This window comes from Pirellulales bacterium (assembly GCA_036490175.1).
Taxonomy (GTDB): domain Bacteria; phylum Planctomycetota; class Planctomycetia; order Pirellulales; family JACPPG01; genus JACPPG01.
On sequence record DASXEJ010000208.1, the window covers coordinates 36,897 to 43,593 of the forward strand.

The window sequence follows — 6,697 nt, forward strand, 5'->3', positions numbered from 1 at the left end:
TCCGAGTGTGCTGTGTGTTGGTCTGGCGCGCCCGATGCTTTTTGCCTTCGGCGACCCATGTCAGGCCGTGACTCCACGCAAGAAACGCGCTCCCGCCCTAGCCACCGAACATATGAAAGGCGCATTGCCCATGTCACGCGCGAACCGTCGAACGTTCCTCAAAACTTCGCTCGCTGCAGCCGCCGGCGCATCGGCGTTTACTATTGCCGGTACGAAATCGACCGGACGGGTGTTGGGCGCCAATGATACGATCCGCATCGCCATCGCGGGTCTGAACGGCCGTGGCGGCGAGCACGTTAAGCAGTTCTCGAACATGGAGAACGTGCAGATCACGTACTTGGTAGATCCCGATTCCAGGGCCCTCGGCCAACGGCTGCCCGGTAAGCCCTCGCATGCTGAGACGATCAAATCGAAATCGGGTGTCGAGCCCAAGCAGATCAAGGACATCCGCGAAGCTCTCGACGATCCGAATGTCGACGCGATTACGATCGCCACGCCAAATCACTGGCATTCGCTGATGACGATTTGGGCCTGCCAGGCAGGTAAAGACGTCTACGTCGAAAAGCCGTGCAGCCACAACATTCACGAAGGGCGCATCGCCGTCGATACAGCTCGCAAGCACAATCGCATCGTGCAGCACGGCACGCAAAGCCGTTCGAGCAACGGTTGGGCCGGAGCCGTCGAGTTCATCCGCTCGGGCGCGGCGGGCAAATTAAAGGTTTCCCGCGCACTGTGCTACAAGCCTCGCGGCAGCATCCGCTTTCAGACCCCATCGGACCCGCCGGAGCAATTGGACTTCAATCTTTGGCTCGGACCAGCGCCACAGCAGGCATATCATAAGAACCTGGTGCCCTATAATTGGCACTGGTTCTGGGATACCGGCAACGGCGATATCGGCAACCAGGGCGTGCATCAGATGGACGTGGCCCGCTGGGGCATTCCTAACGCCACGCTCCCCAAAAGCGTGATCAGCCTCGGTGGCCGATTTGGCTATGAAGATCAGGGTCAGACGCCCAACTCGCAGATTTCCGTTATGGATTTTGGTGACACTCAATTGATCTTCGAGGTGCGCGGGCTGCGTACGCCCGAGTATCACGAAGAGAAGATCGGCAACTTCTTCCATTGCGAAGGGGGCTTGGTGACGGAAGGAAAGTTCTACCCCAACGGCAGTAGCGAACCGCAGCCCATCGCCGGTGCGCCGCGTGGGCCAGGGGGCGGGCACTTCCAGAACTTCATCGCCGCGGTTCGCAGCCGTCAACAGTCGGACTTGAATGCCGATATCCTGGACGGTCACTACTCGAGCGCTCTGTGCCACCTGGCAAATATGTCGTACCGCTTGGGCGAAGAAGCGCCGTTCAATCCGCGGACGAAGGCGTTCGGCGACAACGCCGAGGCCTACGAAACGCTGGCGCGCATGGAGGATTATCTGGCCACGACTAACTCGCTGGCGCTCGACGGACTAAAGTACCGGCTCGGACGCAAGATCACGGTTAATGCCCAGACAGAAGGCGTCATTGATGACAGCGAAGCGGCCGCACTACTGACGCGGGCCTACCGGGCCCCCTTCAGTGTGCCGGACAAAGTCGTCTAGCAGTCGCACGGCCAACCGATCACGCGTCGCGGTAGGGATGCAGGGGTGCGATCACCGCCGGAGGATTCGGCACTGCAGACCAGCGCGCCCTTGGCGACTTTGGCCCCAGCGCAGCGGTATGCCCGTGTGAGTCCAAGGAGGGACATTGAGGCCTTTGCAAAATACCACCAGATCGCTCGATCAAGTGCCCCACTCGCGCGAGGCCGATCACGCGCCCACAGACTGTGGGTTGCTCTCCGCCTGTGGCCGATTCAGGGCTTACAGGGTCTTGCCGAGGCAAGACATTGCGATCGCTAGAGGTCGCCAGGCACGGCACGGCCGGAACGATAGAAGCGCGGCAGTCATCCTTGCCGCTATGACCTGGGCCATGCTTCTCTGCGCACACTCACGTGCGGGCATCACGATCGTACCCACGTTCGACAGTTCGATCACCAACGATCCCAATGCCGCCACGATCGAAGATACCATTAACGGAATTATCCAGCAGTACGAATCTCTCATCAGCAACCCCGTTACCGTTACGGTGACGTTCAAAGAGATGAGCAGCGGGCTGGGGGAGAGCAAATGGTATTACACGACGACGACATATGCGAACTTTCGGGCCAGTCTGGCAAATGATGCGACCAGCAGCAACGATGCGCTGGCATTGGCACATTTGCCGAATAGTGTGGGCAATCCGGCAAATGGCAACGTCTCGATCAATTTACAGCTGGCCAATGCCAGGGCCTTGGGGATCAGCGTGTTTCCGCCCGCGGGCCATACCGACGGCACGATCTCGTTGAACACGTCAATCATGAATCTGTCGCGGAGTTCGATAAATCTTGCCAAATACGATCTCGCGTCGACAGCCATGCACGAGCTGGACGAAGTGTTGGGCATCGCGTCCGCCCTAACAGGATCGTCGAACGGAGCCGCGGCGCCAGCGGGCGCTGTCTGGCCACTGGATCTTTTTCGCTACGATCAGCATGGCGCGCGCAGCTTCGACACGGGGGCCGCGACGCAGGCCTTCTTATCTCTTGACGGCACCAACCGCCTGGTGCAGTTCAACCAAGAGGCCGGCGGTGATTTCAATGACTGGTACAGCTTCCCCAGCGGTGGTCACCCGCCACGCGTGCAGGACGCCTATGCCACGCCGGGCGCCACGCCGAACCTGGGGGTCGAGCTCGCGGCGCTCGATGCCATCGGTTATACGCTGGGCCCGATTCCCGGGGACGTCACGCACGATGGCATCGTCAACGGCCTGGATATTCAACTGATCGCTAGCAGTTGGCTGGCAAGCAGCGCCAACGCCGCCGACGCCAATCATGACGGATCCGTTAACGGCCTGGATATCAACCTGGTTGCTTCACACTGGTTGCAGGGCGGTGGCGTTGGAAGCGGCGCGGGGGCTGGTCACGCAAATGCACCCGAGCCAGCCAGCCTGCTATTGGCCGTAATCTCCGCCTTGGGACTGATGCTGCACGTCAGCAAACGGCCATAACGTGCCCGATGTCCTTTGCCCGCAGAATGCCAAGGACTGTCACCGCAACAAATACCGTCCCGAAAATAGACCGTAACTAGCAGGGACATGCGGGGACCGTGTTTTTGCATTCAAAGCGCCACCGAATGCGTCGCGGCTCATGGCAGGCGCCACAATGTTCCGCTTCGTGAAGCCCACTGCAAATACTTACAGATCGGACGACTTCGAGTCGCCGAGAATGGCGACTCCGGAATTGGACCAGTGACGCTTCAGGTACTTCGGCAGCTTGCCGACGGTCATGCCGTCCACACCTGGAGCGCCCTTGTTGACATCAAATCGCTTGAGTGCCTTCCACAAGTTCTCGCGCTGGCACACCTGCTCCATCAACGAATCCGTCTGCGTCGGGCGCTGGGCTTCTCGCTTCGCCACGGGCAGTTCAATCCCTTCGACGGCGGCCGTCGGGGATTCACCCCTACTCTCCGCCGCGAAGGCCAGGAGCAACTGGTTCCTCCACCGCTTGCTGCGGATGAGTCGCGAGGCTTACTTGCCCCACTATTTACTCACTGCAGTCGCGGTAGGAGCCGTTCGGGCCATTAGAGCCGAGTAAGACTGCCAAGGTGGTCGATGCACTTCTCCTACTACGCTCTCTGCTGACTTCTGTGCCAAGGTCGGCGCGCCTTGCGGCCTTGCCCAGTCCTGCGACCAACGCTGCGCGTCGGTGCCCGGGACACGGCACAGATCAGTCAGGCTAAGTCTGACAACCTTCCTCGCGCGCCCCCGCCGGATTTACAGCCCTGGCCTTAGATTGACGGAGAGCTTCGACGTCTTATGTCGGCTCGTCCCACCAGCGCTGCCTACGATCCGATTCCCGTTCGTGGCGCCGCGAATTTGCTCCACGCGTCCTTCAGACGCATTCCTCGCGGCCACGCCCTTGCGCTTTGCTAATCCCGCACCTCCAATAAGGGACCTTCACCCTCAAGTTGGCAAACACGCCTGGCAAACAAAAAAAGCTGGGGACGACGTTATGCCGTCCCCAGCTTGAGTGCCCATCTCTTGGTCGCAGCTTATGGCAACTGCGACCTTGGTGTTCTGAGGAGCAGCCTCTCGCATTCGAGAGACAGTTCCTGCAAACCATTTACTTACGCCGTCTCCAAGCCAACAGCATGCCGAGGGCGCCCATGCCCGCCAGCACGAAAGTTCCTGGCTCGGGAACACGCGTGAAAGTCAGCGTGCCAGCGGTAAAGTTGAGGGTCGAGAACCCGTCATTGCCGGCGGCTGGCTGTCCAGCAAAGTTGTACGCGGTCCCACCAACGGCGAGGAAGTTACCAATTCCAGCAAGGTAGGTGTCCGGCAGCGTAATGTTGCCCTTGGTAATGATCTGGGCCAAAGGGACGGTCAAAACACCACCGACAAACTGGCCAGCCAAGGGTGCCTGGTCCAGCACATTTGCGCCCAACGGGCCAAACAGGCCAGTGTATCCCATGGTTGCGTTTACGCCTGCAACGGCGGCACCGCCTCCGGTGATGCCTGTAGCTTCGGGCTGGAATAGGTAGCCGGTTGCCCCGACGGCGGCTCCTGGCCCTTGGGCATAAACCCCCGATGGAGTATTCGCCGTGGTCACCGTACCGAACGTGTCGGCACTTTGATCTGCGGTAACCCCGTTGATACCTTGCAGCGATCCTGTACCACTAGAGTACCACCAGCTGTCCTTGTACACCTCGTTTGTGGTAGCAACGCTGCCTGGCGGGAAGCTAGGTCCACCTGACCCACCATTTCCGATGCTGTTCGGGCTGTTGAGGTCCAACGTGTTCCAGGCCGTTTGAATGTCCGGCACATTTGCCGCGCCAGCAGCCTGAATCGCGCCGAGGGTATTGCCAACGAATGACATGTTCTGCACGAACAAAGTAGAATCCGGATTGGCGGCAACGTCAGCGGCAGTCACCTGCACGCCGATCGTAAATGCCTTGGCGCCGGCGACGCCCGGAGCGTTGTTGACGGCCATAACAACCAATTGTATGGCCTGGGCAGAAGTGGCCATCGCAAGGATGACGGCCATGGCAAAAAATGCTCTTAATTTCACTGTGCATTCTCCTAGTTGATGCGCAAGCTAGAGATGGGTCTTAAGCGATTGAAGAACTTGCAACGCGTCACAATGCCATAGGTTAGCTTGACTTACCAGATAACCCACGGCCAGATGCCCCGAACTCAAATTCCGTTTTTTTCAGCTTATGAACCTGTTTTCATTAGCGTCCCACCACTGACCTTTGGCTCGCGAATACAAAACTACATCTTGCCTTCGTTCTCAGCCCATGCAGCCACAGCCCTCCGAGGACTGTCGGCCACTATATCGCAGCAAAACTTCTTTGCAATTGTTTTCTTTACTACTTTGTGCCCATGCGGCGTCGCGCGAGGGCGAGCCCCAAAGCGCCCAGTCCGAGTAGGACCACGGATCCTGGCTCGGGCACTGCCGTACCGCTACCACTGCCCGATCCACCGCCATTGCTCTGGAGCCAATGCGAGGCGATCTGGTTTATATCCAAACCATTAACCACGCCGTCGCCGTTGACGTCGCCGGCACCCATGCGGTTCGGATCAGTCGCCAGCCAATGTCCGGCAACTTGGTTGACGTCCAAACCGTTTACAACGCCGTCGCTGTTCGCATCGCCCTCGATGACGTTCGTCGAGAGGGCCGTGAACGTGGCCTGGAAGCGGAGATCAAAGTAGATGGCAGTACCGATGTTGGAACCATATCCCAAAGAGGTCAGGCTGCCTGCGGGAGCGGCACCGCCGCCGAACGGAATATCAGCCTGATAGGGAATGTGCAGTATGTAGCCCGGTAGAGGACTGGTGTTGGTTCCGGCACGCGTAATCCACCCCTGCGCCTGGGCGCCCGAGTAGTTGTTGTTGATACCGTCGATCCCGGTCTGCCCCCCCGTGGCTAGCAAGACCAGACTATAAAAGCTCGATTGCGTAAAGGCGTTGTTAACCGGATACCCACCGCCAAGAGCGTTGATCGTAGCCGAGGCCGAAGCGTCCGGAATATAGTTGTATGCCGCCGCGAGCACACCCGTAAAAGTGAGCTTGCTCGTGTCAAAACCCGGCACCGTACCGGCAGGATTGACCGAGGGATCGGTAATGTGCACCTGCGAGACTGGCACGGCGGTATTGCCCGAGCTGGCGTAACCGGCCGTATTCGTCAGGGCGATGCGTCCGGCAGTTCCCGTGCCATTCGGCCCCCCTCCGGCATCGGCAGGTCCACCACCCGGGACGGCACTCAGTGGCGCCGCCAAGGGGTTGCCGGCGGGGAAATTACTATTCCCAGACGCGCCAACAAGAGTCAACGCCGTCTGTGCCGGGGTCGGATTGCCATATGGCCCTCCCTGAGAGCCACCATTGTCGGATTCGGGCAGATAATTTCCGCTTTGGGCGAACGTGACGGTCGGATGGAACTGACTGTTAAAATCCGTCTGGTCAGGAGGATCAGCACCGAAATTCACATTGCTAAGGAAGCCCGTCGTCGTCGAAATGGTGCCGGCAGAACTTGTGACCAAGGAACTAGTATTACCCGCATACGGCCCCCAATTGGGAACCCCGACATCGTTCTGAGCGACGCCATTGTAAAGCTGAAGCCAAGTCGGGTTGCCATT

5 protein-coding genes are annotated in these 6,697 nt (G+C 59.2%); 2 read left to right on the top strand and 3 right to left on the bottom strand.

The features are described 5' to 3' along the window. The first annotated feature begins 130 nt into the window (after window positions 1-130). On the top strand, window positions 131-1,591 hold the full coding sequence (locus VGG64_14975; GenBank protein ID HEY1600907.1) for a Gfo/Idh/MocA family oxidoreductase: 1,461 nt from the start codon (window positions 131-133) through the stop codon (window positions 1,589-1,591). 367 nt (window positions 1,592-1,958) lie between these two features. Beyond that, a complete protein-coding gene (locus VGG64_14980) occupies window positions 1,959-3,071 on the top strand; it encodes an NF038122 family metalloprotease (protein HEY1600908.1) in 1,113 nt (370 codons plus the stop codon). 186 nt (window positions 3,072-3,257) lie between these two features. Here the strand turns inward: VGG64_14980 and VGG64_14985 are convergent, their stop codons facing one another. The 3 genes from VGG64_14985 to VGG64_14995 all read right to left on the bottom strand — a co-directional run. Next, window positions 3,258-3,551, bottom strand: coding sequence for a hypothetical protein (locus tag VGG64_14985; protein ID HEY1600909.1), 294 nt, complete (start codon window positions 3,549-3,551; stop codon window positions 3,258-3,260). 634 nt (window positions 3,552-4,185) lie between these two features. Next, window positions 4,186-5,106: a PEP-CTERM sorting domain-containing protein gene (locus tag VGG64_14990; GenBank protein ID HEY1600910.1), complete on the bottom strand. Its 921-nt coding sequence runs from the start codon at window positions 5,104-5,106 to the stop codon at window positions 4,186-4,188. A 325-nt stretch (window positions 5,107-5,431) separates the two neighbouring features. Beyond that, window positions 5,432-6,697: dockerin type I domain-containing protein (locus VGG64_14995; GenBank protein HEY1600911.1), on the bottom strand; the 1,266-nt coding region annotated here is incomplete at its 5' end.